Origin of the sequence: Paenibacillus larvae subsp. larvae (assembly GCF_002003265.1) — a bacterium.
Lineage (GTDB): Bacteria > Bacillota > Bacilli > Paenibacillales > NBRC-103111 > Paenibacillus_H > Paenibacillus_H larvae.
On sequence record NZ_CP019687.1, the window covers coordinates 3,341,622 to 3,368,222 of the forward strand.

Sequence of the window (26,601 nt, forward strand, 5' to 3'; positions counted from 1 at the left end):
ACAGTCCGGAGTACTGCATACCGGCACCGGTATATAGTAGGGCTTTTTTTACATTCCTATATAACGGCAGTACAGATTCTTGGCAGTAACAGGGTCGTCGGTCCCCTGGACCATTACACGTCCGCCTTGGAAGACCACGAGGGTAAAGTCCGGGCTGAGTTCAACTTTTAACAGGAACTTGTTGCGTGTGACGGGACCGATGCCCTGAAGGCGTTCTTCCCATTCTTCCAGGCTTAGGGAACTGGGTATCTTTGGCTGTACCTGTACAGAGTTTCTTCCGCAAAGCGTCTGAATGGTTTCCCCTTCCAGCTCGGCATCCAGATAGTCGTAACGCTGTTCCCCGCAGCAAGGGCAATCCTGCCTTCGGGCTTTGGAGACATCAATGGCGGACTGCTGGTTATACCAAAGGTCCCACTGCATCATAGAGGGATTTACATGCTCTGTATCTCCGACCAGCAGCTTTAATGCTTCGGTAGCCTGATACGACGCGACTACATGAATAATGCCTCCGATAACGCCTGCCGTATCACAGGTTTCCGCGCTTCCTTGTACAGGAGCCTGGCGGAAAAGGCAGCGGAGGCAGGGGGTCTTACCGGGGAGAATCGCAAGCGATACGCCCCGGGATGCTACAGCACCGCCATAGATCCATGGGATACGGTGCTTCACAGAGACATCGTTGATCAGAAATCGGACGGCAAAATTATCGGTACCGTCCAGGATCAGGTCAACACCTCCCAACAGGTCCTCGGCATTAACCGCATGCAAGTCTGTGACATGGGGCTCGATTTGGACCTGCGAATTAATTCGCCGCAGCTTGTCCGCGGCAGCATTGGCCTTGGGCACCAACTGGATGGCGTCCTCTTCATCGTAGAGCATCTGCCGCTGAAGATTACTTTCCTCGACGATGTCCCGGTCGATAATGCGTACATAGCCAATACCCGCCCGCACCATATGGTTGGCCAGGACTGAACCCAGCGCGCCCATGCCGACTATAACGACTCTGGACTCCATGAGACGATGCTGACCTGCCCGGCCAATAGGGGGAAACAGCATATGGCGGGAATAACGTCCGGGAATTTGCTCATCCGTTTTTTTCATGGCCGCTTCACCTCTTCATCATCCTCTATCCCCGCAGTCGGATTCCATGGGCCGTTTTGCTGGCCTTTCCATTCCGAGCCGTCCTCCCATACTTCTTTCTTCCAGATCGGAACAATTTGTTTCAACCGTTCAATGGCATAACGGCTTGCTTCGTAACATTCAGCCCGGTGCGGGGAAGAGACGGCAATGACTACACTAATCTCTGCCAGGTCTACCCGCCCCAGCCGATGGGTAATAGCGCATCGTGTTCCCGGCCAGCGCTGAGCAAGTTCCGTTCCAATTTGTTCCATGGTCTTTAAAGCCATGGGCACATAGGCTTCATATTCAAGCAGTACAGTGCGCTGTCCGTTTGTAAATTCCCTTGTTGTCCCGACAAAAGAAAGTACGGCTCCATGATGGGGATGAATCACTTTCTGAGTAACTTCTTCCACCTGAATAGGTTCGTAAGTTATAACATAAAGGGGCGTTTCCGAATCGGAAGTATGTTCACCTTCCGTTCCTTCCCCCCGTCCGCCCGAAACCGGAGGAATCAAGGCAATTTCGTCGTCTGGTGAAAGCAACTCGTTCGGTCCGGCATAGGCCTGATTCTTGGCAACAAAGCAGTTCCGAAGAGCTTCGGACGCTTCAGGAAATTGTTCACCGATTTCCCGGATCAGTTCTTCCGCCGTCATTTGCTGTTTGGTGCTCTGTATAGAAATGACGGAACCTCCGAGCAAATCAGCCAAACCTGCAAAAATATGAATGGTGTAACTCATGTCATCACGCTCCAGGCAAGCCTTTTGGACTCAGTATATCATAAGTGCATGTAGACCATCTTAAACAGATGGCACAAAAACGTCAAACCGGTAAGTATGAACATAGCGGAACATAGCGGTATAATGAACACGAAAAAGAATCGGTTTCAAACAACGAAGCTTCGGAACCAGTAACCGGGTTTCTCTACCATAGGAGGTGTGTCTTTTACGGATGAACACCGGCAGGAAAAGATACGGGAGGATGGCTTTCTTTTTATTGATGAACGGCTTGCTTACCGTCATGACTTCATTGTTGATCGTAATTTCCATTTTTGCCATGATGGGTGTCCAGTTGACGGATAGGGTACGGCTCCTGCCTGTATTTATATTTGTTCTGGTTGTCACGACGGCATTCTTCGTCATTATTTATTGGCAGGGTCGCTGGTTGCGTACGGAACAGCAAATGCTGAGCAATGTATTCGAACATATTTCAGATGGGGTGCTTGTCCTGAACAAGTATCTGGAGATTGTTAAATCCAATCCGGCAGCCCGTCAATTGCTTCAATTACCTGAGGATGCCAAGAAGATTTCTTATTGCTCTCTTTGTTCAAATTACCCAGGTCTTGAGAAATTATGCGATTACGATTCCTGTTATGTAGCCACTCACCAGCATGAGCCTGTGGAGGTACAGATACGGACTCCGGTCAGCGAATCAGCCTCCGTAACCGTAACAACATCCGAGTATGAAGATCCGGATCACGGACCCATGTTTATCTTGCGCGTGCGCAAAGTGGGGGATGAACGTAAGGAAGAACAGGAAAAAATAGCAAAAATGATCACTCGTTCGATTTTACAAGCACAGGAAAATGAACGGAAGCGGATTTCCCGGGAGCTTCATGACGGCATCGGACAGCAGCTTTATATTATGATGATTCATTTGGGAATGATTAAAGCGGAAGCGGAAGGGCAGGATTCTATCATAAATCCGCTTGGTGAATTGGAGGAATCTACACGATTGCTGATTCAGGATGTCCGTCATTTATCAGCTGAACTAAGGCCGTCAACTTTGGATGATATAGGGCTGGTGGCGGCTCTGCGAAATTATATTCAGGATTATAGCCACAAGTTCGGCATCCAGGTTCATTTTGCCTATGAAGGAAGCAAAGAACGTTTTCCCGCGCCTGTAGAGACGGCCTTATACCGGATTTGCCAGGAAGCACTGATCAATGCGGCTAAATATGCCCAGACGGAAAATATTCACATTTTGCTGGACCGGGAGCCGGATCAGGCCAGGTTGAGCGTTCAGGATTTTGGCGTAGGGTTTGAACTGAAACCCGGAACAGCACGTGGAGTCGGTCTTTATAGTATGGAAGAGCGTGCCGGTATTTTGGGAGGAAGTGTAACCATTACGTCACAAAAAACAAAAGGGACGAAAATTGAAGTGCGCATTCCATTTACGGAAGGAGGAGATCAGTAATGAATATTCGGATTTTGCTGGTAGATGATCATGCCGTAGTCCGGAGCGGCCTTAAAATGCTGATTGATGCCCAACCTGATCTAAAGGTGGTCGGTGAAGCGGCCGACGGCGTGGAGGCGATCCGTCAGGCCCTCGAACTCAAGCCGCATATTGTCATTATGGATTTGAATATGCCGAACGGCCGGAACGGGCTGTACACGACCGCCGAGCTTCTGAGAAGCATGCCCGAGATCAAGGTTATCATTTTAACAATGCATGATGATGAAGAATATTTATTTCAGGCGCTCAAATCCGGGGCATCCGGCTATGTGCTCAAGTCCTCTCCGGGCACGGAACTGATCCAGGCTATCCGTCAGGTATATCAGGGCCAGGCTTATCTGCATCATGCGGCAGCCAAAAAGGTCATAGAAGGCTATTTGCAATCTGCTTCCCATGACCATACGGATGCATTTCAGCAATTAACGGACCGCGAGAAGGAAATTCTCAGTCTGGTGGCTAAAGGGTATACGAACAAGGAAGTTGCCGATCTTCTGTCAATCAGTGCCAAGACAGTAGAAAACCATAAAGCGAATATCATGGACAAACTGAACCTCAATACCAGAAGAGATCTGATCCGTTTTGCCGTTAAGAGAGGGCTTCTTGATTTTGATGACTGATTCCATGGAAAACAGGACAGAATGTAAGGAAAGAAGGGGAATGCGGATGAACCAACCTTCACAGGAGCAGGCCTTCCGACATGAGGCTTGTCAGAAGCTGCTCACCTTAAAAGGGGCATGGGCCGTAGATGTAATAGCCCTGGCTTTGTATGACCGGAACCGGCGGGAAATCCGCTGGCGCATTGCTTACGGGGCCTCCAGTGAACAATATAAGGCTATTGCCATCCGGATAGGAAAAGGAGTGGCCGGCACGGTACTGCAAACGCAAAGGAAGCTTGTGGTAGAAGCTTTCCCGGAAGAAATGCCCGAGGACCAAATGGAATATCCGATTATGATGGTGGAGCGGCTTCGTTCTGCTATCGTTGTGCCTATAAAGAAAGACGGGGAGGTATATGGGGTATTGCTGGCCGGTTACCGGACCCGGCAATCTTTTACACACGATCCCGTCGAAGCTTGCGAGCAGGTAGCCGGAGAAATTGCGGAGGCATCTGCACTTTATAACCTGCATGGTTATACGGGTGAACCCTTGCAGGAAAAGCAGTCATCCAGTCTGGAAAACTATGTGCAGCGGCTTCGCAGGGTGGAAACCCGGATTACCTGCCAGTTGTTGGACCAACAGGTGACCAAACTGGCCGATTCCATTCAGATTTATTTGCTGGAAGGGTTGGCACAGCTTTTCAGCGAACTCCTGGAATTTCAGGAAGATCGAATTATTGTCAGTATGGAACGAAAGCAAGGCTTTCTATTATCCATAGACCTGATGCTGAACCGGAAAGTACAGGACCCGTATTACCGGTTGGGCTGGTTGATCCAAAGGGTTCAAACATTAAAAGGCAATGTGGAAATGTACAATGCCCCGGGAGAATTCTATTTAGTCATGAACTATCACCTTGGCCTGCTCCTGGAGGACCCCTCCTGGCAGGTACAGGCCGGGGAAAGTGGAAAAGGTAATTCATTTGGGGGAATCCTTCCCGGGGAATGAGGGATTTCCCCTCTTTATTTGGCATCATGAACCAATCAAGATAAAAGTAAGAAAGACTTTTATGAGAAAGTAGGTCGATTTAAGGATGAATAGAATCAAACTGCAGCTTCCTCTTCAAACGCTCAGTCTGATCGCAGGTTTTGCAGTATGGGGAATTTTATCTTCCCTGATCCCTTTTATCAAAGAAGACATTCACCTAACTCCTGCGCAGCTCTCCTGGGTAACCGCAATCCCGGTAGTGCTCGGCTCCCTGCTGCGGATTCCCATTGGATATCTGACCAACCGGTATGGGGCGAGGTTTGTATTTTCTGCCAGCTTTATTTTGCTGCTGCCGCCAGTCCTGTTCATCAGCTACGCCGGTTCTTTCCGGGATTTGATTCTTGGGGGATTGTTTTTGGGTATTGGAGGTGCCGTGTTTTCTGTAGGTGTTACTTCCCTGCCTAAATATTATCCTAAGGAACGCCATGGTTTTGTAAACGGGGTCTTTGGCATGGGGAATCTTGGTTCTGCCGTTAGTACATTCTTTGCCCCCGTGTTGGCGAATCATCTGGGATGGGAAAATACCGTCCGGGTTTATCTGATTCTTCTGGCCGTGTTCATCGTAGGGAATATGTTCCTGGGAGATCCGAAAGAGCCGAAGGTGAAGCAGTCGCTGACCGAACAATTTAAGAGTGTTTATAAGAACGAAAAACTTTGGTATCTATGCCTGTTTTACTTTATTACCTTTGGCGTTTTCGTGGCCTTTACCGTTTATTTACCGAACTTCCTGTCCTCTCATTTTCAGCTGGACAAAGTGGATGCAGGGCTTCGTACTGCCGGGTTCATCATTTTGGCTACGCTGCTGAGACCTGTCGGGGGATGGCTGGGAGACCGGTTCAATGCATATAAAATATTAATGGCCGTTTTTGCTGGTCTTACCTTATCGGGGATCTTGCTTGCATTTACTCCTTCATTGGGGCTGTATACCGCCGGATGCTTGAGCATAGCGGTTTTTGCGGGAATCGGCAATGGTGCCGTCTTTAAACTGGTACCGATGTATTTCAGTAAGCAGGCCGGAATCGCCAACGGAATTATCTCCGCTATGGGAGGCCTTGGCGGATTTTTCCCTCCTCTCATTCTAAGCGGCGTTTTTTCTCTGACAGGACAATATTCCATCGGTTTCATGCTGCTGTCGATGGCGGCATTATCCAGCATGGTGATAGCTGTCTTTTTGTATCAGCAGGGGGAGGGTTCCAGGCCGGATAATTCCTCTAGTGGTTCAGAAGGCATCTATAAAAGCATAAAAGCGGGTAAAAGATAATAGATCAGGTAATGGTGGTATTAATCTCTATTATATGATTAAAAAATATTCATTTCAGGGGCAGGTGAGAGGGCATGCAATCGAATTGGACAGACCGTTATGGACGGAATCATGACTATTTGCGTATCTCAGTAACAGACCGCTGTAACTTGAGATGTGTCTACTGTATGCCTGCTGAAGGAATGAAGTTTGAGCCGGAAGACCGGCTCCTTTCTTTTGATGAGATAATAGAATTCGTCCGTGTGGCGGCCCGTATGGGTATATCCAGGCTTCGCCTGACAGGGGGAGAGCCTCTTGTCCGCAAGCATCTGTCTGTGTTGATCAGGCGGCTGGCAGAGATTCCGGGGATTCAGGATATAGCTTTAACGACCAACGGGATGCTTTTGGCCAAACAAGCCCGGGTTTTGAAGGAAGCCGGACTTACCCGCGTCAATATTAGTCTGGATTCCCTCCGTCCGGACAGATTCCGCCAGATTACCCGAGGAGGAGAAGTAAGCCGTGTTCTGGACGGGATCCGGGCAAGCTGTGAAGCGGGACTCTCACCGGTCAAGCTGAATGTCCTGTTGATGAAGGGGCGGAACGATGATGAGATTGCCGATTTTCTCCGTATGACCATAGATCATCCCGTTGAAATCCGCTTCATTGAGTATATGCCGATTGGCACCCGGAATGAGGAATGGAGAGAGGGCTATATTCCTTTACAAGTGGTAAAAGAGCGGGCTTTGCAAGCTGGATACGATTTTACCGGAACGGACAAAGGGATCGGGAGTGGTCCTGCCGAATATTATCGTATTCAAGGGGCAGCCGGAACCTTTGGACTGATCATCCGGTCAGCGAGCATTTTTGTAAAACTTGCAACCGGCTTAGACTGACAGCCGACGGGAACCTGAAACCCTGCCTATATTGGTCGGATGAATGGAATGTCCGCAAGTGGATCGGAAATGAGGAAGGACTAAAACGGCTCATTCAGCGGGCACTGGAATTAAAACCGGAGAGTCATGAAATGGCACGGTCTCTGCTTGGACAGCAGTTATCCCGTACACCAACCGGACGCAAAATGTCTCAAATCGGCGGATAGCGAAGCAAACGGAGAACGGCGAGGTCCGCAAAGCCAATGTGATTGTTTAACAGGATTTGATACAGATCGAGGAGTGGGCCGGTTATAATACTGCTTATACTTGTTGAATAGGAGGTTCCAACATGGGGAGATTTGAACGGGAAGCTCTTACCGTTAAGGAAGCACTTGAGCGGGTAATGGCACATGTTCCGGCGGGGAACCTGGAGAAGGTGAAGCTGGAGGAAAGCATCGGCCGCAGGCTTGCGTCCGATGTCCATGCCTCCCACCCGGTCCCGCACTTCCGCCGGTCGGGGATGGACGGATATGCGGTACGGTCTTCCGATACCGCAGGAGCATCGGCCGAACGGCCGGTGCTCCTTGAAGTTGTCGAGACCGTCCCTTGCGGGTCCATAGCGCAGCGGCAGCTTCAACCGGGACAGGCTGCACGAATTATGACCGGCGCTGCGGTGCCGGATGAAGCTGATGCCGTCATCATGTTCGAGATGACGGCAAGCGTTCAGCGGAACGGCCGGACTTATGCCGCCGTCCGCAAAGAGATGCGCCCGGGTGCCAATGTGACACCCGTTGCACAGGAAATGCCTCAAGGAGAATTGATCCTTGAGGCAGGCAGGCTCATCGGCGCCGGAGAAGCGGCGCTGCTGGCCATGTTCGGGCACGCTTCAGTGCCCGTCTACAAGCGTCCGCGCGTAGCAATCTTCGCTACGGGTACGGAGCTGCTGCGCGTCGAAGAGCAGCTGCAGGCGGGCAGAATCCGTAACAGCAACGGCTATATGCTCGCTGCACTGGTGCAGGAAGCCGGCGCCTTGCCCGATATCAAGGTGACGATTCCCGATAAAGTGGAAACGGCGAAATCTGCCATCCTGGCCGCTATGGATGAGTACGATCTTGTCCTGACAACCGGCGGCGTTTCGGTTGGGGATTACGATGTTCTCTATGATATGGTGGCCAATTGGGATGGCAAGCTGCTTTTTAATAAGCTGCGAATGCGTCCCGGCAGCCCTACGACTGCCGGTATCTATAAAGACAGGCTATTGCTCGCTCTCTCTGGAAATCCCGGAGCCTGTTATGTTGGATTTATTCTTTTTGCCAAGCCGGTTTTACTGGGCATGCAGGGGGGAAGCAGCCTGTCCAGCGGGAACAGCGGGCTTATCTCGCCACCGATTACGGAAAGGACAACAAGTTTACCCGTTATGTGAGGTCCAAATTGGAGTTCCGGGAAGGACAGGTCTGGATCAGGCCTGCCTGCAACGACGCATCCAGTATGACTACCTCTATTAAGGATGCCGACTGCCTGATGGTAATCCCTCCTCATTCCGGTAAAATAGCTGCAGGAGAACTTGTAAGCTTTGTTCCAATTAAGCATTTATAATTGATTACTTATACAGGAGGAGTGAATGGGATGGCCAAGACGGCTAGCAATCCCCGGGTGTTTCAAGTAGTAGGCTATAAAAATGCCGGTAAAACAACACTCGTCTGCAAACTGGTTCATGTCCTTAAAACAGGCGGTTTCCGGGTGGGAACGGTTAAACATGATGCCCATCAGTTTGAGATAGATCATCCCGGCAAAGATACTTGGCAGCACCGTGAAGCCGGAGCAGATGCCGTGGCTATTACTTCGGAACGGCAGGGACAAACCTGCGTCATCGAACAGCGATATATACCCCTTCCGGATCTGGTGGAACAGATAAGCAACCGCAACCAGCTCGATGTTGTGGCAGTGGAAGGGTTTAAAGCGGAAGCTTACCCCAAAGTAGCTGTCATCCGGAACCTGGAGCATCTGAAGCTGCTGAACTCCCTCAATCATGTCAAGGCTATTGCTTCCTGGCTGCCTGAGAGGGAAATCCGCCAGCTTGTTCCGCCCGCTATCCCGATTGTTTCCATCGATGACCCTGACAAGCTGCTGGCCGTTCTCTTCTCCGAAGAGGGGAATCGATGAGACCGGACCGAGGTTTGGCGGGAGTCCTGGTCATGGGCGGTGAAAATTCGCGGATGGGAAGACCGAAGGGGCTTGTAAACATACAGGGTGAGCCGCTTTTTATCAGGACGTTGAGAGAGATGGAAAAGGGCTGCTATGAACGGATTATTGTCACTAACACGCCCTGGTTATACAAACCGTTACTGGCAGAACCCGTCTCCATGATTTCTGACGTTTATCCGGGAAAGGGTCCGCTCAGTGGATTTCATGCCGTTATGCACGGTTCCCCCAGCGAATTCTTTTGGATGGTGGGCTGTGATATGCCTTTCGTCTCGTGGGAGGCAGGGCTGCTGTTATGGAAGAAGCTGCTCGCTTCCCGCTGCAAACTGGCGGTTCCTTGTCTTTCCGGTCAAATTGAACCGCTCCACGGCATTTATCATAGGAGCTGCCTGTCCGGAATAGAGCGTCTGCTGGAATCCGGGGCACAGTCCGGCTTGATCCGGTGGATTCGGAAAGAGTCTGCCTTGTTTTTAAAAGAAGCGGATTTTAACGAAGCCGGTATACCTCTTGGATTTACCGATAGCTTTAATACTCCGGATGAGTTCGACCGGTTAATGAATAGTACGGGCTTACGTCCTTCAGGTGGAGCGTAATCAAAACAACATTAAGCAAGAGACGGCATTGTTGGGACCTACCGTTTAATGAATTAGGGGAATTTCCTCATGGAGATGAGGGAGTTCCCCTCTCTTTTTTTATGGAAGGTTTTCTTATGATGAATGCATAGAGAGTTTCAGTGGATTGAAAGACACATAGGTGTACTAACCGCAAACAGATTCAGCTTTGATATACGCAGAGGATGAGGAGATGAACTCATGACGAAGAAAAGAAGACCACTGCTTGACAAGCTTCGCTATTTTACGAAAAGGGAACGTTATTCGGAAGATTGGAGTGAAGTATCGCCCTATGACCGTTCCTGGGAGGATATGTATCGTAGCCGGTGGCAGCATGACAAGGTGGTCCGGTCCACGCATGGTGTGAACTGTACAGGGTCCTGCAGCTGGAAAATATTTGTGAAAAACGGCATCGTCACGTGGGAAAATCAGCAGACTGATTACCCGAGCTGCGGACCGGATATGCCCGAATTCGAACCCCGGGGCTGCCCGCGCGGAGCCAGCTTTTCCTGGTATTTATACAGCCCGCTGCGCGTAAAGTACCCCTATGTAAGGGGGGTTCTCCTGGATATGTGGAGAGAAGCGTTGAAGGAGAACGGCGACCCAGTTAAAGCCTGGGCCTCCATTGTAGAAGACCCGGCCAAATCGAAGCGTTACAAATCCGCCCGGGGAAAAGGCGGTATGGTACGGGCTTCATGGGAAGAGGTTACCCGGATTGTGTCGGCTTCCCTGATTTACACGATTAAGAAAGATGGGCCCGACCGGATTTTTGGCTTCTCGCCGATTCCGGCCATGTCCATGATTAGCTACGCGGCAGGCTCCCGGTTTTTATCCCTGCTCGGTTCTCCGCTTCTCAGCTTTTATGACTGGTATGCGGACCTTCCCCCGGCATCTCCGCAAGTATGGGGAGACCAGACTGATGTACCGGAAAGCAGCGACTGGTTCAACTCGGGCTATATGCTTGTTTGGGGGTCCAACCTGCCCATGACCCGGACACCGGATGCCCATTTTATGACGGAAGCCCGTTATCGGGGGACTAAGGTGGTTTCCATCAGTCCGGATTATGCAGAGTATGTGAAATTCGCCGACCAATGGATGTCTGTCAAACCGGGAACGGATGGGGCACTGGCTATGGCCATGGGTCACGTTATTCTTCGTGAGTTTTACGTGGATAATCCCACGGAATACTTTATCCAGTATGCGAAGGCTTATACCGATTTTCCGTTTCTGGTTACGCTTGATGAGAAGGAGAGCGGTTTTGTACCGGGCCGGTTTTTACTTGCCGGGGACCTTGGAATCGAGACAAATCATGCAGACTGGAAGACGGTTCTTTTTGATGAGAATCAGCAGCGCTTTGCGGTTCCTAACGGGACTATCGGTTCCCGCTGGGGAGAAGAAGGAACGTGGAATTTGCATATGACCGATATCCGGACAGGAGAGGAACTGAATCCAAGACTTACGATGTTGGGCATGGAAGATGAACAGGTAGAGATCCTGCTTCCTTACTTTGATGATAAAGGCCGCGAAGTATTGAGACGGAATGTTCCCGTGAAGAAAGTGGTACAGGATGGCCGTACGCTGTATGTAACAACGGTCTATGATTTAATGCTGGCTAACTACGGCATTGACCGCAGCCAGAATGAGATTGGTTTTGAAGATGTGGCCCCTTACACACCGGCCTGGCAGGAAGCCATCACTGGAGTAGATCGTGAAACCGTCATGCAAATAGCCCGTGAATTTGCCCAAAACGCAGCGGATACCAAAGGGCGCTCTATGATCGTAATGGGGGCAGGAATTAACCATTGGTATAATTCCGATACCATTTACCGGGCAATTTTGAATTTGGTTCTGATGACCGGCTGTCAGGGAGTAAACGGCGGGGGATGGGCCTATTACGTGGGACAGGAGAAGCTTCGTCCGGCAGAGGGATGGGCGACTGTAGCTTTTGCCAGAGACTGGAGCATGCCGCCCCGCCAGCAGAACGGAACCTCTTACTTTTACTTTGCTACCGACCAATGGCGCTATGAGGAGACGCCTGTTGACCAGCTTGTTTCTCCGCTTGCGGATAAAGCCAGATACTCCCATTACGCGGACTATAACGTTCTGGCGGCAAGGCTCGGCTGGCTTCCGTCCTACCCGCAGTTTGACCGCAACTCATTATCGCTGTATGAAGAAGCCAAGCGGAATGGGGCAAAGACGCCGGAACAGGTGGCTGATTATGTGGCAGGCCAGCTGCAGAACCGCCGTATGAAGTTTGCGGTAGAAGATCCGGATGCGAAACCAAACCATCCGAAGGTCATGTTTGTTTGGCGGGCCAATCTGATCTCCAGCTCGGGGAAAGGACATGAATACTTCCTGAAGCATTTGCTTGGAGCCCGGAATGGTCTGCTGAATCATGACCGGAAAGGGTTCCGGCCGGAAGAAATCGAGTGGCACGACAAAGCCCCGGAAGGCAAGCTTGATTTAATGGTCAACCTGGAATTCCGGATGTCCGGTACGGCGCTCTATTCCGACATCGTCCTGCCCGCCGCTACCTGGTATGAGAAAAGTGATTTAAGCAGTACGGATATGCATCCCTTTGTACACCCGTTCAATCCGGCTGTAGGTCCGCAGTGGGAATCGAAGTCAGACTGGGAGATTTTCAAAACTTTGGCCCAATCCTTCTCCGAGCTGGCGGAAATCCACTTCGACGGACCGCAAACTGACGTTGTGACCGTACCGCTTCAGCATGATACTCCAGATGAACTGGCACAGCCTTTTGGAAAAATCAAAGATTGGAGCAAAGGGGAAACCGAGGCGATTCCAGGAAAAACTATGCCGAAGATTGCCCTTGTAGAGCGGGATTACGCTAAAGTCTATGAGAAAATGACAGCACTTGGACCGCTTGTCAAAGAAAAGCCTTATGGAATCCATGGCATGAGCTGGTCCGCTGCTGAGGAGTACGAAAAGCTAAAGAAAAAAGTAGGAACCGTGAAACGCCCGGGCCTTAGCGAAGGCTACCCGGATCTCAGTACAGACCGCCATATGGCGGAGGCCATCCTGACATTATCGACGACCACGAACGGCCGTATGTCCGTGAAAGCTTGGGAGGCACTGGAAAGGAAGACGAATCTGAAGCTGAAGGATTTGGCGGAAGATCGGATAGAGGAATGCTTTACCTTCGAAGAAATTACAAACCAGCCCAAGACGGTCATTACTTCGCCTGCTTTCAGCGGGTCAGAGCAGGGAGGGCGCAGGTATTCTCCGTTTACCACGAATGTGGAGCGGCTGGTTCCATGGCGAACCTTGACGGGACGCCAGCATTTTTACATTGATCATGAAATGATGATGGAATTTGGAGAAAACATGGCTGTATTCAAGCCCACGTTGAAACATACTCCGTTCCACGCAAATAGCAAGCGGCCGGAAGCGAAAGGCAAAGAAGTGACCTTGAACTATCTGACCCCCCATAACAAGTGGTCGATTCACAGTATGTACTATGATAATCTGACAATGCTTACGCTCTTCCGTGGAGGTCCGACGGTATGGATGAATAAGGACGATGCTGTGGAGGCGGACATTGAAGATAACGACTGGATTGAATGCTTTAATCAAAATGGTGTAGTCGTAGCGCGTGCTGTTGTCACACACCGTATTCCAAGAGGAATGGCGTTTATGTACCACGCCCAGGACCGGACGATTAACGTGCCGGGTACAAAAATGACGGATACCCGTGGAGGAACCCATAACAGCCCTACCCGCATTCATGTGAAACCTACGCATATGATAGGCGGATATGCGCAGCTCAGCTACGGATTTAACTATTACGGCCCTACCGGTAACCAAAGAGACTTGAATGTCATCATCAGAAAACTGGAGGAGGTGGATTGGCTTGAAGATTAAAGCGCAAATTGGAATGGTTATGAACCTGGACAAGTGTATAGGATGCCATACTTGCAGCGTGACCTGTAAAAACGTCTGGAGCAACCGCAAAGGCGCCGAATACATGTGGTGGAATAACGTGGAGACCAAGCCCGGAATCGGATATCCCAAGCGGTGGGAAGACCAGGATAGGCACAAAGGAGGCTGGGAACTGAAAAAAGGCAAGCTGGAGCTTCGCTCCGGCAGCCGGGCCAATCGGCTGAAAAATATTTTTCACAATCCGGACATGCCTACAATTGATGAGTATTACGAGCCTTGGAATTATGATTATGAAAAGCTGACGAATAGCCCGGAGAAGAAGCATCAGCCGATAGCCCGGCCCAAGTCTCAAATAACCGGAGACTATATGGAACTGGATTGGGGGCCGAACTGGGAGGATGATCTGGCGGGTGCGCATAAGACCGGTTATCAGGATCCGGATATGAAAGGCATCGAAGAAGCGGTACGGATGGAATTTGAGCAGGTGTTTATGATGCATTTGCCCAGAATTTGCGAACACTGTATCAATCCGGCCTGTGTCTCCAGCTGCCCTTCAGGCGCGATGTACAAACGCGATGAGGACGGTATTGTCCTGGTGGACCAGAATGCCTGCCGAGCCTGGCGTTTCTGTGTCTCCAGCTGTCCATACAAGAAGGTATACTTTAACTGGCAAACAAACAAGGCAGAGAAATGCGTGTTCTGCTTCCCTCGTATCGAAAACGGGCTTCCTACCATTTGTTCGGAAACCTGTACGGGCAGAATCCGTTATGTAGGCGTTATGCTGTATGATGCGGATCGCGTCAAGAAAGCAGCTTCCGTGGATGATGAGAGTGATTTATATGAATCGCAGCTGAACATTTTTCTGGACCCGCATGATCCCGAGGTGATCAAAGCCGCAAGGGAAGAGGGTATCCCCCAGGAGTGGATAGAGGCCGCCCAACAGTCGCCGATCTATAAAATGGTTATAGAATGGAAGATTGCACTGCCCCTTCATCCCGAGTACAGAACACTTCCGATGGTTTGGTATATCCCGCCTTTAAGTCCTGTCACCAATATGGTGGAAGGCAAGGGATCGGCAGGGAGGTCCGAAGATATTTTTCCGGCTATTGAAGCGATGCGAATTCCCGTCCAGTATTTGGCCAATCTGCTGACTGCCGGAGACGTTAAAATTATGGAACAAGTCCTGAAAAAGATGGCAGCAATGCGGATTCATATGAGGGCAAGAAATTTGGGGAAACCGGCGGACGAAGCATGCCTGGAAGAATACGGTTTGACGGCGGATCATGCGGAGGAAATGTACCGGCTGCTGGCTATCGCCAAGTACAAAGACAGGTTTGTCATTCCGACAAGCCACAAGGAGCATGCTGCTGATCTGCTTAGGGAGCAGGGTTCCTGCGGGCTGGATTTTGCCGGAGGCCCTGGTTCCTGTGGCGTGCTTTAATCAAACGGGAGGTGTATCATGCATACAGATTCGATCCGGTCGACCTTTCAGTTAGCCTCCTTGCTGCTTCAGTATCCCGGAGACCGGTTTCAGCATGAAGCCGAAGATCACTTTAGGGAGTGGCTGGACATTCAGGAGGAGGAAGGGACGGGGGCGCTCTGCCGTGGAACGGAAGCACATTTCCGTTCTTTCCTTCAAGCTTTACGATTGGAGAATAAACAAGCATGGGCTGACCGATACGTGAAGACCTTTGATTTCAACAAAAAAAGCAACATGTACCTGACTTACGCGGAACTGGGAGAGCAGAGGGAACGCGGTGCCGTGCTTCTCAATCTTCAGCAGGCATATCTGGATGCGGGTTTGTTAATGGCGGATGATGAGCTGCCCGATTATTTGCCGCTTATGTTGGAATTTGCCTGCGCTTCTTATCAGGAAGGATGCGCTCTACTGCTTCAGTATGAGCCAGCCATACAGGGTATCAGGGATGAGCTTAACCGTATGGAGAGCCCTTATACCTCTGTATTTGATGCTTTGCTTGCTACTTTGGAGCAATTCCGCCTTTCCGCAGGCGATACTCCGCCGGGAGGTGAACAGCTATGAATGCGGCGGAACAGGTTCTATGGCTGATCTATCCATATGTGGTACTTTGCATTTTTCTAATTGGCCTTTATTACCGGTTTCAGACGGACCAATTTGGCTGGACGTCCAAATCGAGCGAAATTCTGGAAAAGAAGCAGCTCAAATGGGGAAGCAACCTGTTTCATATAGGAATCATCTTTGTGTTTTTTGGTCATGTGGCCGGACTTTTGATTCCGAAATCATTTTATGAGTTCCTTGGTATTACGGATAACATGTACCATTCCGTGGCATTTTGGGGAGGAAGCCTGGCCGGTTTGATGACAGTTGCGGGGATTTTTATACTGGTTTACCGGCGTTTTGCAAACAGACGGGTCCGCCGTACCAGCAGCATAGGCGATATGGTCGCTCTTCTTCTGCTCACCCTTATCCTTTTGACGGGCCTGACTGCTACCTTTTCGAACGCGGGACACACGGATTTTGATTACAGAACAACGATAAATCCCTGGATCCGGGGAGTATTGACCTTCCATCCGGATGCCTCTCTCATGAGGGATGTGCCTGTCTTGTTCAAGCTGCATGTGCTGATCGGGTTGTCCCTGTTTGCGGTATTTCCCTTCACTCGTCTGGTGCATATTATCAGTATGCCGATCACCTATTTGCGGCGCAGTTATGTCCTGTACCGGAAACGGCGTTAAACATATTCAAAGCTCTCCCTGGAGTATTACGACTTGGGAGAGCTATTTTTATTTTGTTTGCCCGTCTGAATGGTGCCTATTTTATTTATCTTTTTTATTCATAACGCAGTGCTTCAATTGGACTAAGTTTTGCTGCCTTATTCGCTGGAATTAAGCCAAAAATAATACCGAGTGTCATGGAAAATAGAACGCCGCCTAGTACAACTTCCCACGAAACAAGCGGCGGCCATTTTGCCAATAAAGAAAAGATATATGCACTAGTGTAACCGAGGCAAATCCCAATGATTCCGCCAAGAAGCGTTAGCATGACGGCTTCGATTAAGAATTGAAGAAGGATCTTTCCGCGAGTTGCACCGAGCGCTTTACGTATTCCAATCTCACGCGTACGTTCAGTTATGGATACGAGCATAATGTTCATAACTCCAATACCGCCAACAAACAAAGAAATTCCTGCTATACCTCCTATAATCATCGTCATGATATTTGTTAATGTTGAAATACTGTTCTGAAGCTCATTCAAATTGATCATTTCATATTTACCCGGAGTATCGCTTGGTTTACGGGCATTTAAAACATCGATTGCTTTTTCCCCGGCCTTTTCAAGTTGATCCACATGCTTAGCTTGTACAGAGATATTTTGAATTTCATTTTTTCCGTATAATGTAGGCCAAAGGGAGATAGGAATTAACGCTTCGGCATTACCCAAGCTCATAAAATGATCGTCCGACTCATAAACACCGATAACCTCCAATGGTTGCCCTCTTATTTCAATGATTTTGCCAATCGGACTTTCTTTTGGAAAAAACAGTTTTTTTGTTTCCGTATTAATCATGACGGCGTTATTGCCCTGATTCATGTCCTTTTCATTTAGAGTCCGGCCTTCCCGCATATGGATTTTATTTGCCAGAAAATAAGCAGAATCGACTCCCGTTATGTTTGCAGGTTCCTTGTGGTCATGAATATCCAGAGTCTCCATCTTCGTATTTGTTATCACAATTTCGGATACTTCAGGAATTTTCTTTATTTCAAAAATATCTTCTTCGGTTAACTCAGGACGTTCTTCCGTATTCATGATAAAAGGGTCATGAACATCCTCTGCAAATGTAATGGCAACTGTATTGTTGCCCGAACCGGCAAATTTGGATTTAAGCATGGCTTCCCCGCCCTGTCCGATTGCAACTACAGTAATAATAGAGCCGATACCTATCATAATACCGATCATGGTTAATACGGACCGCATTTTATGAGCGAAAATAGAAGCAAAGGCAATTTTAATGCTATCTAAAAAACTCAAACAACACCGCTCCTGTCTTCAGTGATTTTTCCGTCTTTAAGCAAAATGCACCGGAAAGAGTAAGCAGCTATTTCATCATCATGCGTAACCATTATAATTGTAGTCCCCTCTTGATTAAGCTGTCTGAAGAGTTTCATAAGTTGCTCGCCTGACTTTGAATCCAGTGCTCCTGTGGGTTCATCGGCAATGATGAATTTTGGCCTGTTGGCCATCGCACGGGCGACCGCTACACGTTGCTTCTGTCCCCCTGACAATTCATTGGGCAGATGATGCATGCGATCCGATAAGCCGATTTTATTCAATAGTTCGATAGCCCGGTCACGACGCTCGGACTTTCTCATCCCCTTGTATATAAGGGGAAGCTCCACATTCTCCAGTGCAGAAAGGCGAGGGAGCAAATTGAATTGCTGAAATATAAATCCGATGTATGCATTGCGAATGAAGGCGAGTTTTTCCTCAGTTTGCGTAAGAATATCTATATCATCCAACTTATATTTGCCTTCTGTAGGACGGTCTAAACAACCGATAATATTCATAAGTGTTGATTTCCCTGAACCAGATGGACCCATGATAGAAACAAACTCACCATTTTCAATGGTTAAGCCAATCCCATGTAAAATAGGTACAGATAAATTTCCTTGATCATAAGTTTTGGTAATCTGATTTAGTAGAATCATTTTACTTGCACTTCCATTCCGTCGTATGTGTTATTGGAAGGATGTTCAACGACTTTTTGTCCTGCTGCCAGACCTTCAAGCACTTCAATTGAATCCTTATCACTTGAACCTGTCTTTATCATTTGTTTACGAAGTTTCCCTTTCTCTTCTACATATACAAATGCTTCATGATTCAGTTCCACAACACTGCTGCGAGGAACTGTAAGCCCTTTCTTTGTCTCTAACTGAACTTGAAGGGATACATGGAAACCGGGGGATAAATCGTTTTGCGTATCTAATGCGGCCTTATAGGTATAGGAAGACATTGTTTGTTTTCCGGTTTCCGGACTGGTTAGGCCTGTACCCATTTCCTCACTTATTGGATTATCACTAACTTCAATAATTTTCCCTGTCCATGTTTTCTCCGGTGCTGTTTTGGCCGTAGCTATAAAAATTTGACCTTCCCGAATTTGTGACTTTTGCAATTCCGTCAAGGTTCCTTGAACTTGCAACGGCTCTTTGGAAACCATTTGTAAAAAAGGCTTTGCTGAGCCGCCGATTTCTTGAGAAGAACCCTGCGAAGTATTAAGATTTTGAACAACACCATCAAACCTGCTGTGAACTGTAAATTGTCCCATTTTTCTTTTTAGCTCATCCATGCGGAGAGATCCTTTTTCTTTTTCAAGTTCCGTTGTTTTTAGCTGCATTTCCAGTTCACTTACCTGTGCTTCTAATGGTTCAAGTACTTCTTTTCCGGCACTGTTATTTATGGCTGTTTTCATTTCTTTTTTTAATGCATCCAGCTTTTTTTTATTTTTCCCGTAATTGATTGAGATGATCTTTTGATCCAGCTCTGCCTGTTTGATTTGCAAATTAATTTCCTCTGTGTCATAACGAAATAGAGGTGCTCCTTTTTTTACTTCCTGACCTCCTTTTACAAAAATTTCCTTGACTGTCCCTTTTGATGGGTCGATATAATAGCGTTCTATATTTCCCGGCTTTACCTGGCCGGAAATAAGTTTGGTATTGCTTAAATTCCGTTCGGTTACCTCTGCAAATTTAACATCTACGGGTGTTTTTGCCTTGTTACTACTTTTCATTATGCCGATATTGATTCCTGCGGCGATTATCAGCAGTGAAGCAACTCCAATGATGATCCATTTCTTTTTCTTCTTTGGGGTTTGAACCGTTTCTGGCAATAGAACTCCTCTCCTTTTAAAAAATTTTATAAACCGGAACTTCTGCTAAGCAAAGAAACAGGTGCATCAGTTCTTGAGCTTGATTTACTTTGTTAGGGAACTTAAATACTCCCGGGTCTTTCTGTAATTATGAACGTTTGACAATCCTCCCATCCCTTCATGAAGCATAATTAGGAGCTTAGGTTAGCCTGCCAAATAGGATGTTTACCTTAAACCTTCATATCCGGCTAGCGTTTCCCCCAAAAGCGCAGTTACTAAAAATTATAATAATTTAGCACCTATAAAACAATAACTTTTTTTGGATAAAAATTACTTTGGAGGAAATCACTTGTCTTGCTTATCTATTCTTGACAAACCAAAAGCTATCGGGGACTTTTATCTTAGAACGATATAAGGTTAGAGGACGAGAATAAGATGGTTTGACTCTGGGTGTGCCCAAACTCCATTAAACAGATTAGGGCCCTTGACGCTTACACGCACATTCTGTATATGTCGCAGAAACAATGTATGACCATAAAAAAGGGGTAGACTTGAGACTTCCAACTAGAGAAGCGAAAATGACACTAATACTCCCAGGTCCATCAATGATAGATAAAATTCCATAAACCTACTGTCGACGTTTTTGCAGAGAAAATGGAAAATCAGAATTTACTTTTGGAATATTTCATATTAACATGAAGATAACAGATTTATTGCAAAAAAATGGAATCATTAAGGATAAGGATATAACGTAGCTTGTTAAAAGTGATAATACATTTCCAGCCCTGTAGCAGAAATGGTTTTAGGGACAATGGTTGTTGGAAATGCTTAATGGCGTGGGATAGATTATTTTAGGAGAATAAATCATGGAAAAAATGATTGTAATAGAAAATTTACATAAAATTTATGGGGGAAAACAGGTACTAAACGGGGTGAATTTAGAAGTTAAAACGGGAGAAATCTTAGGGTTTATTGGCCCTAACGGTGCAGGCAAAACAACAACGATAAAGATATTGGTGGGACTTCTTCGAAGTGATCATGGAAAAACTTTTATTAATACCTATAGTATGGAAGATGGGAAGCCGTATAAAAATCTTTGGCTATGTAGCCGATAATCCATTTTTATATGAAAGTCTAACAGGTTATGAATATATCACATTTTTATCTCAATTATGGGAGGTTTCATACCCTGAGGAGATAGTTTCCGATTTATTAGAACGTTTTCAAATAAAAGAGGTGTACGATAAAAGAATAACAGACTATTCTTTCGGAATGAAAAAAAAATTAGCCATTATAGGCGCTTTAGTACATCAACCCAAATGTTTAATTCTTGATGAACCTTTAAATGGTTTAGATCCTACTAGCGCTTTTACGGCAAAACTCTTTTTAAAAGAGTACGTAAATCAAGGAAATACGGTCTTCTTCTCAACTCATACATTAGAAATTGCCCAAAAGTTATGTCATAGAGTAGCTCTCTTAAAAGATGGATGTATTTATAATTGTGATACTGTTGAGAACTTGACACAAAATCAATCCATTGATTTAGAATCCTATTACATGGATGTAACTCAATCATATAAATAAACCCTAATTTAACTATAGAAAGGATATCGTTTCTTTGGATACATGTAAAAGATACTTTTCTTGGATCAGATGGAAGTTTGCTATTAGGATGTTTTATATCTTCAACAACTCCAACTTCTTATCTTCAATTACCTATAAACAGAGATTTGTTATTTTTACTCTCTTCATGATTTTTCGTGACATCCTTATTTTATTAATCACCTATTTAGGTGTATATCTTTTGTTAAATCACACGGATATCGAACCCTTATACCTCTTATCTTTTTATATTCTCATACAAATAATTCCTGATTTTTCTGAAGCTAAAAAAACTTGGAGATGGAGCTTTTTCGCTCCTGATTATGAATGGGCAAGAGCCTGTACACCTTTTAATAAAGAAGAACTATCAAAACTATACTTTATTGAAGAAATGATGTTTAAATTATACGGTTACTTGACCGGGTTAGTCCCCATTACCCTAATCATTTCATTATTATGTGGTGTATCTTTCGGAACCTCCTTGATTTTAGGTATCACTCTTTTGATCTATAAAATAGCATTAATCTTTGTCATACATCGCATTTACAATATTGTACTTACTTTGTTTTTGAAAGGGAAAACATTGCTCATATCTTTCCTTAGATTCATAATTTCAAGTCTAATCATTATTGCGATTGGAGCATATATAGGGAAATATATAGGTGAAATTCTAAGAAATGCTCCTTTTATGGACAATAGGCCGGTAAATTTAGAATTTATAAAAGATTGGGGGATTTTGGCAATACAAGAACTGAAACGGTTATTCATTGAGCCGTTCCAATATCTTTTAGGTGATTACACTCCCTGGACCTATATGGCTAAAAAGCTGTTGCAAGGTGATGCGTTTGAATCTGTAAAGCTGTTTTTGGGAATATTAGCTATCTTATTTATTGTGAATTATTTGTTCAAGTATTTATTGGCTAAACCTTTGGAAAGTTTTGATAAGGTTACGAATACTTATCCTTTAGAGAAATATTCCATAAAAATATCAGAAAAAATAATTAATTATTTAAAAATGGATCCACATCTTCTATTAAGAATCAAGTTGTTGTTCCGTCACCCTATTTTCGCTGAAAAACCTTTTGTTTTCTTAGGCTCTATGAAAAGCTGGCTGTTATTAGGTGGCATATTGGGGGTGTTAAGTATGGATGAAATTCCTGATTTACTCCTTCAACTGTTAATCATTGAAGCAGGTGTGGTTATAGTTAAAGAACATGTGCAGCAGCTAACGCAAAGATTGAGGGCTGTTCTTTCTTATGATTCAGATGGGGAAAAGACAAGCCTCTACTTTATATCCCCGAAAGAAAGCGGGTATTTATTCCATATCAAAACTAACCTTGTCCGTATACTAGCGTTGCCTGGAATCGTAATTATGATTAGTATAATTCTCTTAACCGGGGCATTTTCTTTAGGGCAAATTCTCTTAATTGTATCATTAAGCGTCCTGTCCATATGGGTTTACCCTGCTTTGGAGTTATTACCTGGCCTCCTATCGCCGCATTTTGAAATCAAGAATGTACAGCAGATTGGAGGTCATTCAGATCAACATATATCCCATGGAGGCATTTCGGTTATAGATTACATCCTTCATGATATGATCAGAGTCATTCCTATAATTGCGGCTGTTGGTTGGATACCTGATTTTCTCCTATATCCAATTTTGATATCAGCAAGCTTGTTACTGTTTATTTTAGTTCATCTAATTATGATTAGAACCACCCGTTCACTTAGCAAAAGGATACCTGGCATATTGTCTCATCATACGAAAATAAATTGAGGAGCGAATGAAAGAAAATATTCATTTATCGTGGGAGGTTATTATGTTGTTAAAACTCAGACTCATTTCTCTAGTGGGTATAGCACTTTTAGCTATGTCTATCTTTCATGACCGACTTCGCATTTCTAATACAATAGGGACTATATTAGGAGCTATTGGAGTTGTTCTTTTAATTTTTTCAGAGGTTCTTGTACGTAAAGAAAAAAAGTAACGGAAGCAGCAGCGAACAGCTCGGGGATCAGACGATTAAACCTCTTCTTCGGTGTATTTATCATACTTTACCAAGGGGAGGTTTCTTTTCGTCTCATAAACATGTAAAAGGGCCGTCCATTCTTTCGTGATTTTTGGGACAGACCCGTGGTTTTATTTCATGATCTATTCAAGATAACATTCCTTCTTGAGTACTTGAGCACATCAAACACATATTACTTCCAATTTATATATAGTAGGTTAAAAATAAATAATACTATTATAATGATAAGAACGATAATGGAAAAATAAAATTCTTTACCTAATTTATTCATAACACATACCTCCTTAAAAAATCAATAATAATAGTATGCTTGGAATACAAGTGAATAACACATAGACCACGCCAACTTTTATCCAGTCCAACACAGTATTGGGAAAAATATTTTTCTTGGATAAAAAATAACAAAGCATGAAAGGCTTGATCAAATAATTGACTGGAGATAATAAAGTATACTGTTTTAAAGCCTGTATATCATAAATATATGGGGAAATTAGTAAATTGATGCCCAGATTCAGAATTAAAGTAATAAGATTAGATAACAGAACAGGTTGGATATAAACTTTCAGGTAGTGCATTCTCTTATAAAAAAAGTATACCGTGAAGTAAAGTAAGAAGACCTCATAACCTATCAAAAAAAACAGAATGATGATTTGAAACAAGAATGAAATAATGAAAATAATAAAATGGAAATGATCGGTATAATCTTTAAACTTTGCAGGAAGTCCACTGCTCTCTGCAAGCTGTTGAATATAATTAAATTGAACATAACTTGATATCAACAAGACTAAGGTAAGAGCTATTACTAACAAAATTCCCTTGGTATTTTTCACTTTAATCAACCCCTATAAGTGCCGGTGTTATGAACGATTCAATAAGAGCAGCTGTAATTGTTAAAAGAAAAATAATTGCGAAGATGTTGGCCATCTTTCGAAAAATTAAATAATCAGCTTTCCTTCTCCAAATCCCCAGGAAAAACAAATCCCAAGAAAAAAAAGAGTACGGCAAATAAAGAAACTACAACCAGTAGTATGTTCAATCTCATATAGAATAGCTCACTTCTCTGAAGCAAATTTCATCGCTCCCATGAATATGAATATTATGGGTGACAATGTTATTTATTTTTTTATTTTCTGAATGGGTTGAAAAAATAACGATGGATTCAGTTTGGGAAACGTAATCCTGTATAAAATCAAGGATTCTATGCATCGATGTTTTATCAAAGTTAACAAAAGGTTCATCAATCAAGACTAATTTAGGATTATTTAAAAAACCAATAATAAAAGAAAGTTTTTGTTTAGTTCCCAATGACAGATTTTTTATGAAGACGGATTTGTATCGGGTAAGCTCCAAGTATTCGATCATGTTGTCTTTATACGCTGTCGTCAGACATGTATTATTGTTTGATAACAATGCAATGAAATCAATCATCTCAGAAACAGTTAAATAGTCATATAAGAAAGGGTCGTTAGAGATTAACCATGTTAGTTTGAGATAATCCTTAAAATGATATTTTAAACTGATTTCGTTTAACAGAACATCTCCTTCAAATTCAGATATTCCGCCCAGAATATTAAGAAGGGTAGTTTTCCCAATTCCGTTTTTCCCTGTTAAAGTTACAATGGATTTCTTCGGAATTTCCAGATCAATTTCTTCAAATATCTTTAATCCCGTGTAGCTTTTTTTTAGGCCACAAATCGTTAGCATCGTTTTCCCCCTCTAATCAAAAAACAGATCTTTATTAGACAATAAACAAGGAATAAGCTAGTATAGCCAATCATGCACAAATATGTATACAACAGATGGGATTGTGTTAACTGAATAACGGCAAGAGGCATAGAGTAAAGAATTGGAGTGCCAAATATAATATAATTTTCAATCGGTTTTGAAATAAGAGCATCAGAATTTAAAGTTTTCATTTGATCAAAATCGTATTGCTTTAAGTTATAGATTCTTATAACTGTTAAAATAATGGTTGAGAAGAAAATCAGAACATACAATACGATGAAGGCGAGCATATCCACCGGTTTAAGGAACATAAGCAGCACAAAGTACGGAAACAATAAAACAAAGGATTGAGAAATAGTAGGAAAAACAGTTTGTTTTAATAAATAGTTTTGACAATTAAATTTCCTTAGAAAATAATATGTTAAAACCATAAATCTTTTTTCCAAAATTCCATCATATAAATAAAAATTGATAATTAGGTTAAAAACCGAAGGAGTGTAGCTAAAAACCAGAATCGTTAAGGTTAAGGGAATAGAACTATTTTGGCTTAGCAGAGGATAGGAAACAATCATAGATAAAACCAGAATCATAGTTCCTATTCTCAGTTTCTGTACTTTATTATTTAAATAAAACCCTCTTAGCAATAAACGTTGATAAACTACTTTATTTTTACTGAATGTTTCGATAACGGTTTCCCTATCCTTGAAAATTGAGCAAGTAAAACGGTTTTTTCTTAAGTGGGAATAAATATAGCAAAAAAGGAAAAAAACAGATAATAATATTGTCAACAACAAACCCTGGGTTTCAGAAGGAAACGAAATCGGTTCATTCTTCAGAAATAAAGTGAATACGTGTTGACTATTTATTTGAAATGCTCTTTGGAAATCAAATACCCTTATCGCTTCTATTAGAAGCAGGACAACCATTCCTATAGCAGACAGAGACAAACCTTTTTTATTCAGGATTTTTCCAATAAGCAAGGATAAGCCTAATAAATAGTTAAAAAGAATAAAAACTAAGCCAAGCAATAAAACCCATAACGCTGGATTAACGAAAAGAATAATCAATAACGAAAAAAAATAAGGAACAATGGAATAAATCAACGTGCCGCCAACTAAATCCAGGCTGAGTCTTTTTAGTATAAAGGAGGGTTCTTTCCTTTTCGGTAAAAGACGCAGTACAAATCTGAATTCATTTTTTAAATAATCGATTGGACGATGGCTGAATTTGAAATGAAGGGAAAGAAGGGTATGGATACTGCTTAAGAATCCGCTCAAACATACACCTGCCACTAGTTGGGCTGAAGATAACGTCTCCACCAGTAAATACAAAGTAGTGAATAAAAGAAGTGGAATAATGACCAGAACTTTAGATGATATCACCAAGAAATTCACTATTTTCATTCTATCCCGTTCATAAAATACGTCTAATATTTTTTTGTAAAATAAATTAATGCTCTCCCTGCTAACGCGTTTACGAATCCATTTATAATATTTCAAATAGCTATTGAACACCATTTGATTCATTTCCCCATTTTTTAATGATTTTAAATTAGGATATGGGGGATTGTTAAGTATCCCCCCCATATAT

Annotated in this window: 23 protein-coding genes and 1 pseudogene; 17 read left to right on the plus strand and 7 right to left on the minus strand. The window is 44.6% G+C overall.

Annotated elements, in window-relative coordinates; all coding sequences use genetic code 11:
* Positions 1 to 48: 48 nt before the first annotated feature.
* Together BXP28_RS17355 and BXP28_RS17360 are read right to left on the minus strand one after the other, a co-directional pair.
* Entirely contained in the window at positions 49 to 1,098 is a 1,050-nt protein-coding gene (locus BXP28_RS17355) for a ThiF family adenylyltransferase (protein ID WP_023482313.1), read from the minus strand.
* Complete coding sequence (locus BXP28_RS17360; RefSeq protein ID WP_023482312.1) at positions 1,095 to 1,853, minus strand: molybdenum cofactor biosynthesis protein; 759 nt, start codon at positions 1,851 to 1,853, stop codon at positions 1,095 to 1,097. The genes BXP28_RS17355 and BXP28_RS17360 overlap by 4 nt, the downstream gene beginning before the upstream one ends.
* 211 nt (positions 1,854 to 2,064) lie before the next feature.
* Here BXP28_RS17360 and BXP28_RS17365 point away from each other — a divergent pair, with 211 nt between their 5' ends.
* The 13 genes and pseudogenes from BXP28_RS17365 to narI all read left to right on the plus strand — a co-directional run bounded on the left by BXP28_RS17365 (position 2,065) and on the right by narI (position 16,526).
* The gene (locus BXP28_RS17365; RefSeq protein WP_024095502.1) at positions 2,065 to 3,309 is read left to right on the plus strand and encodes a sensor histidine kinase; all 1,245 of its coding nucleotides are present in this window, start codon (positions 2,065 to 2,067) and stop codon (positions 3,307 to 3,309) included.
* Positions 3,309 to 3,965, plus strand: coding sequence for a response regulator (locus tag BXP28_RS17370; protein WP_023482310.1), 657 nt, complete (start codon positions 3,309 to 3,311; stop codon positions 3,963 to 3,965). The genes BXP28_RS17365 and BXP28_RS17370 overlap by 1 nt, the downstream gene beginning before the upstream one ends.
* Before the next feature lie 46 nt (positions 3,966 to 4,011).
* Positions 4,012 to 4,947 (plus strand): GAF domain-containing protein, encoded by a 936-nt coding sequence (locus tag BXP28_RS17375; protein WP_158225699.1) that lies wholly within the window; start codon positions 4,012 to 4,014, stop codon positions 4,945 to 4,947.
* Between the two features lie 85 nt (positions 4,948 to 5,032).
* Positions 5,033 to 6,247, plus strand: a complete 1,215-nt coding sequence (locus tag BXP28_RS17380; RefSeq protein WP_023482308.1) for a nitrate/nitrite transporter — start codon at positions 5,033 to 5,035, stop codon at positions 6,245 to 6,247.
* 74 nt (positions 6,248 to 6,321) lie between these two features.
* A pseudogene (moaA, locus tag BXP28_RS17385) lies at positions 6,322 to 7,325 on the plus strand (GTP 3',8-cyclase MoaA).
* A gap of 122 nt (positions 7,326 to 7,447) precedes the next feature.
* On the plus strand, positions 7,448 to 8,521 hold the full coding sequence (locus BXP28_RS17390) for a molybdopterin molybdotransferase MoeA (RefSeq protein WP_257125647.1): 1,074 nt from the start codon (positions 7,448 to 7,450) through the stop codon (positions 8,519 to 8,521).
* The gene (locus BXP28_RS24530) at positions 8,518 to 8,694 is read left to right on the plus strand and encodes a hypothetical protein (RefSeq protein WP_257125648.1); all 177 of its coding nucleotides are present in this window, start codon (positions 8,518 to 8,520) and stop codon (positions 8,692 to 8,694) included. Before BXP28_RS17390 ends, BXP28_RS24530 begins: the two co-directional genes overlap by 4 nt.
* Before the next feature lie 30 nt (positions 8,695 to 8,724).
* Complete coding sequence (mobB, locus tag BXP28_RS17395) at positions 8,725 to 9,261, plus strand: molybdopterin-guanine dinucleotide biosynthesis protein B (protein ID WP_046654995.1); 537 nt, start codon at positions 8,725 to 8,727, stop codon at positions 9,259 to 9,261.
* On the plus strand, positions 9,258 to 9,893 hold the full coding sequence (gene mobA / locus BXP28_RS17400; RefSeq protein ID WP_023482304.1) for a molybdenum cofactor guanylyltransferase: 636 nt from the start codon (positions 9,258 to 9,260) through the stop codon (positions 9,891 to 9,893). The genes mobB and mobA overlap by 4 nt, the downstream gene beginning before the upstream one ends.
* Positions 9,894 to 10,112: 219 nt before the next feature.
* Positions 10,113 to 13,793, plus strand: a complete 3,681-nt coding sequence (locus BXP28_RS17405; protein ID WP_023482303.1) for a nitrate reductase subunit alpha — start codon at positions 10,113 to 10,115, stop codon at positions 13,791 to 13,793.
* Positions 13,783 to 15,252, plus strand: a complete 1,470-nt coding sequence (gene narH, locus BXP28_RS17410; RefSeq protein ID WP_036655602.1) for a nitrate reductase subunit beta — start codon at positions 13,783 to 13,785, stop codon at positions 15,250 to 15,252. Before BXP28_RS17405 ends, narH begins: the two co-directional genes overlap by 11 nt.
* A gap of 18 nt (positions 15,253 to 15,270) precedes the next feature.
* A complete protein-coding gene (narJ, locus tag BXP28_RS17415; RefSeq protein ID WP_023482301.1) occupies positions 15,271 to 15,852 on the plus strand; it encodes a nitrate reductase molybdenum cofactor assembly chaperone in 582 nt (193 codons plus the stop codon).
* Complete coding sequence (narI, locus tag BXP28_RS17420) at positions 15,849 to 16,526, plus strand: respiratory nitrate reductase subunit gamma (RefSeq protein WP_023482300.1); 678 nt, start codon at positions 15,849 to 15,851, stop codon at positions 16,524 to 16,526. The genes narJ and narI overlap by 4 nt, the downstream gene beginning before the upstream one ends.
* 94 nt (positions 16,527 to 16,620) lie before the next feature.
* Here the strand turns inward: narI and BXP28_RS17425 are convergent, their stop codons facing one another.
* The 3 genes from BXP28_RS17425 to BXP28_RS17435 are packed head-to-tail and all read right to left on the minus strand — an operon-like array spanning position 16,621 to position 19,675.
* Complete coding sequence (locus BXP28_RS17425; RefSeq protein ID WP_023482299.1) at positions 16,621 to 17,820, minus strand: ABC transporter permease; 1,200 nt, start codon at positions 17,818 to 17,820, stop codon at positions 16,621 to 16,623.
* Positions 17,817 to 18,497, minus strand: a complete 681-nt coding sequence (locus BXP28_RS17430) for an ABC transporter ATP-binding protein (protein ID WP_023482298.1) — start codon at positions 18,495 to 18,497, stop codon at positions 17,817 to 17,819. Before BXP28_RS17430 ends, BXP28_RS17425 begins: the two co-directional genes overlap by 4 nt.
* Positions 18,494 to 19,675 carry an efflux RND transporter periplasmic adaptor subunit gene (locus BXP28_RS17435; protein ID WP_023482297.1) on the minus strand — a complete coding sequence of 394 codons (1,182 nt, stop codon included), beginning with the start codon at positions 19,673 to 19,675 and terminating at the stop codon, positions 18,494 to 18,496. Before BXP28_RS17435 ends, BXP28_RS17430 begins: the two co-directional genes overlap by 4 nt.
* A gap of 845 nt (positions 19,676 to 20,520) precedes the next feature.
* On the opposite strand from BXP28_RS17435, the gene BXP28_RS17440 reads away from it, so the two are divergent.
* The 4 genes from BXP28_RS17440 (at position 20,521) to BXP28_RS22920 (ending at position 23,244) form a co-directional block, all read left to right on the plus strand.
* Positions 20,521 to 20,769: an ATP-binding cassette domain-containing protein gene (locus BXP28_RS17440; RefSeq protein WP_024095490.1), complete on the plus strand. Its 249-nt coding sequence runs from the start codon at positions 20,521 to 20,523 to the stop codon at positions 20,767 to 20,769.
* The gene (locus BXP28_RS17445) at positions 20,729 to 21,238 is read left to right on the plus strand and encodes an ATP-binding cassette domain-containing protein (protein ID WP_024095489.1); all 510 of its coding nucleotides are present in this window, start codon (positions 20,729 to 20,731) and stop codon (positions 21,236 to 21,238) included. Before BXP28_RS17440 ends, BXP28_RS17445 begins: the two co-directional genes overlap by 41 nt.
* 220 nt (positions 21,239 to 21,458) lie before the next feature.
* Positions 21,459 to 23,033 carry a hypothetical protein gene (locus BXP28_RS17450; protein ID WP_144029501.1) on the plus strand — a complete coding sequence of 525 codons (1,575 nt, stop codon included), beginning with the start codon at positions 21,459 to 21,461 and terminating at the stop codon, positions 23,031 to 23,033.
* A gap of 7 nt (positions 23,034 to 23,040) precedes the next feature.
* On the plus strand, positions 23,041 to 23,244 hold the full coding sequence (locus tag BXP28_RS22920) for a hypothetical protein (RefSeq protein WP_144029500.1): 204 nt from the start codon (positions 23,041 to 23,043) through the stop codon (positions 23,242 to 23,244).
* A 1,080-nt stretch (positions 23,245 to 24,324) separates the two neighbouring features.
* Here BXP28_RS22920 and BXP28_RS17460 read toward each other — a convergent pair.
* Together BXP28_RS17460 and BXP28_RS17465 are read right to left on the minus strand one after the other, a co-directional pair.
* Positions 24,325 to 24,990, minus strand: coding sequence for an ATP-binding cassette domain-containing protein (locus BXP28_RS17460; RefSeq protein ID WP_023482293.1), 666 nt, complete (start codon positions 24,988 to 24,990; stop codon positions 24,325 to 24,327).
* Positions 24,984 to 26,537 (minus strand): hypothetical protein, encoded by a 1,554-nt coding sequence (locus BXP28_RS17465; protein WP_144029499.1) that lies wholly within the window; start codon positions 26,535 to 26,537, stop codon positions 24,984 to 24,986. Before BXP28_RS17465 ends, BXP28_RS17460 begins: the two co-directional genes overlap by 7 nt.
* Positions 26,538 to 26,601: the final 64 nt, after the last annotated feature.

Coding starts and splice junctions, on each gene's coding strand:
- BXP28_RS17355 (WP_023482313.1), bottom strand. CDS start 1,098: ATGAAAAAAACGGATGAGCAAATTCCCGGACGTTATTCCCGCCATATG.
- BXP28_RS17360 (WP_023482312.1), bottom strand. CDS start 1,853: ATGAGTTACACCATTCATATTTTTGCAGGTTTGGCTGATTTGCTCGGA.
- BXP28_RS17365 (WP_024095502.1), top strand. CDS start 2,065: ATGAACACCGGCAGGAAAAGATACGGGAGGATGGCTTTCTTTTTATTG.
- BXP28_RS17370 (WP_023482310.1), top strand. CDS start 3,309: ATGAATATTCGGATTTTGCTGGTAGATGATCATGCCGTAGTCCGGAGC.
- BXP28_RS17375 (WP_158225699.1), top strand. CDS start 4,012: ATGAACCAACCTTCACAGGAGCAGGCCTTCCGACATGAGGCTTGTCAG.
- BXP28_RS17380 (WP_023482308.1), top strand. CDS start 5,033: ATGAATAGAATCAAACTGCAGCTTCCTCTTCAAACGCTCAGTCTGATC.
- BXP28_RS17390 (WP_257125647.1), top strand. CDS start 7,448: ATGGGGAGATTTGAACGGGAAGCTCTTACCGTTAAGGAAGCACTTGAG.
- mobB (WP_046654995.1), top strand. CDS start 8,725: ATGGCCAAGACGGCTAGCAATCCCCGGGTGTTTCAAGTAGTAGGCTAT.
- mobA (WP_023482304.1), top strand. CDS start 9,258: ATGAGACCGGACCGAGGTTTGGCGGGAGTCCTGGTCATGGGCGGTGAA.
- BXP28_RS17405 (WP_023482303.1), top strand. CDS start 10,113: ATGACGAAGAAAAGAAGACCACTGCTTGACAAGCTTCGCTATTTTACG.
- narJ (WP_023482301.1), top strand. CDS start 15,271: ATGCATACAGATTCGATCCGGTCGACCTTTCAGTTAGCCTCCTTGCTG.
- narI (WP_023482300.1), top strand. CDS start 15,849: ATGAATGCGGCGGAACAGGTTCTATGGCTGATCTATCCATATGTGGTA.
- BXP28_RS17430 (WP_023482298.1), bottom strand. CDS start 18,497: ATGATTCTACTAAATCAGATTACCAAAACTTATGATCAAGGAAATTTA.
- BXP28_RS17440 (WP_024095490.1), top strand. CDS start 20,521: ATGGAAAAAATGATTGTAATAGAAAATTTACATAAAATTTATGGGGGA.
- BXP28_RS17445 (WP_024095489.1), top strand. CDS start 20,729: ATGGGAAGCCGTATAAAAATCTTTGGCTATGTAGCCGATAATCCATTT.
- BXP28_RS22920 (WP_144029500.1), top strand. CDS start 23,041: ATGAAAGAAAATATTCATTTATCGTGGGAGGTTATTATGTTGTTAAAA.
- BXP28_RS17460 (WP_023482293.1), bottom strand. CDS start 24,990: ATGCTAACGATTTGTGGCCTAAAAAAAAGCTACACGGGATTAAAGATA.
- BXP28_RS17465 (WP_144029499.1), bottom strand. CDS start 26,537: ATGAATCAAATGGTGTTCAATAGCTATTTGAAATATTATAAATGGATT.